Raw genomic sequence first — 1,216 nt, 5'->3', positions numbered from 1 at the left:
GGCACTTCATGCTTATTGGAACGATATACCCACATATAGGATGTGGATGTACTTGGCTTTCCTTCTTCATTCAATACCTGAGTTGTAGTTTCATCTGCATGTATAAGCTTCATCCTTAAAAGATCCTCTTTCATCAGATTGTAGAATGGTTCCAGATATTTCATGCTTCCAATCACCCAGTTTGACATGTTTTGTCTTGGTATGATTGTGTGATCTCTTTGAAATATCTTTTCTATTGTATACAATGGAAGACCATTATTGTATTTCATATCGATTATGTATGCCAAAAGTTCTGGTGAACATATACTTCTGTCAAATAAAAAATGATGTGTTACTGTATGATATGTTGATTTTCCTTCTTCACTATAGATTTGGCAGTTTTCACATTCTAATACAGGTATATGTGTAACACGTACAAAAAGACGAGCTGGTTCATATACCAATTCTTCTTTTGTCTGATGTTTCTTTATATGCATTTTTGAACCACATTTTTCACAGATATCTTCACCTTCTGGTACAGACAGATATTCATCTACTTTTGGCAGGTGATCATAAGACAAATGTTGTTCCTTAGGACGGCGAACTCTTGTGTGTTCACCAACTGTTATTACTTCTTCAATTTCTGAATCTTCTACTTTTAATGCCTCTTCTTCTATATCATCAAATAAAGTTGGCATATCCAGTGCAATCTGATTCTTCTGTGACTGGTATTTAGCAGCTACCACCTGTTTGTATTTTTCTTTTTCAATAGCCAGTTCCAACTGTAATTCTTTAATGTTTACAGTCAGTTCTTCATTTTTCTTCTTATAGTCCTGGATTTGTTTTTCCTGTTCTGAAATATGATCCATCATCATTTTTCTAAACTGGATAAATTCATTTTTAAGTTCGTCAAACGACATGGAATCAATATCTTTTACAGTCATACAGGCCTCATTTATACCTGTTTATTATATCATAAAATGCAGTCATTTTCACTTTAAATAAAGCGCTTTTCAAATGACTGCATCTATTTTGTGATGAGCATGTTTCTGCTCGATTTCAAGGCCATCCAGTAACCATGACAACTGCCTTTTGTCAATCAGCATACTCACTTCTTCTTTTGATTTGGGCCATCGAAAGCGATCCTTACCAATCAGTTTCTTTGTATGAAGCCAGAATCCATTTCCATCCCATTCTAAAACTTTGATTGTTGTCTTTGTTCGGTTGCAGAAGATAA

The 1,216-nt window shown here is 34.4% G+C and carries 2 protein-coding genes; both read right to left on the bottom strand.

Annotation, left to right across the window (positions count from 1 at the left end; genetic code table 11):
- On the bottom strand, positions 1-923 hold a 923-nt coding region (locus tag KTQ83_RS11775; RefSeq protein ID WP_217256944.1), incomplete at its 3' end, for an IS66 family transposase.
- Between the two features lie 69 nt (positions 924-992).
- A partial coding sequence (gene tnpB / locus KTQ83_RS11770; RefSeq protein ID WP_217256943.1) for an IS66 family insertion sequence element accessory protein TnpB occupies positions 993-1,216 on the bottom strand: 224 nt, incomplete at its 5' end.

The organism is Holdemanella porci, assembly GCF_019052655.1.
In the GTDB taxonomy this organism is placed as follows: Bacteria; Bacillota_I; Bacilli_A; order Erysipelotrichales; family Erysipelotrichaceae; genus Holdemanella; species Holdemanella hominis.
Note: the sequence above shows the minus strand (reverse complement) of the source record. Positions and strands in the feature narration are given on the sequence as shown.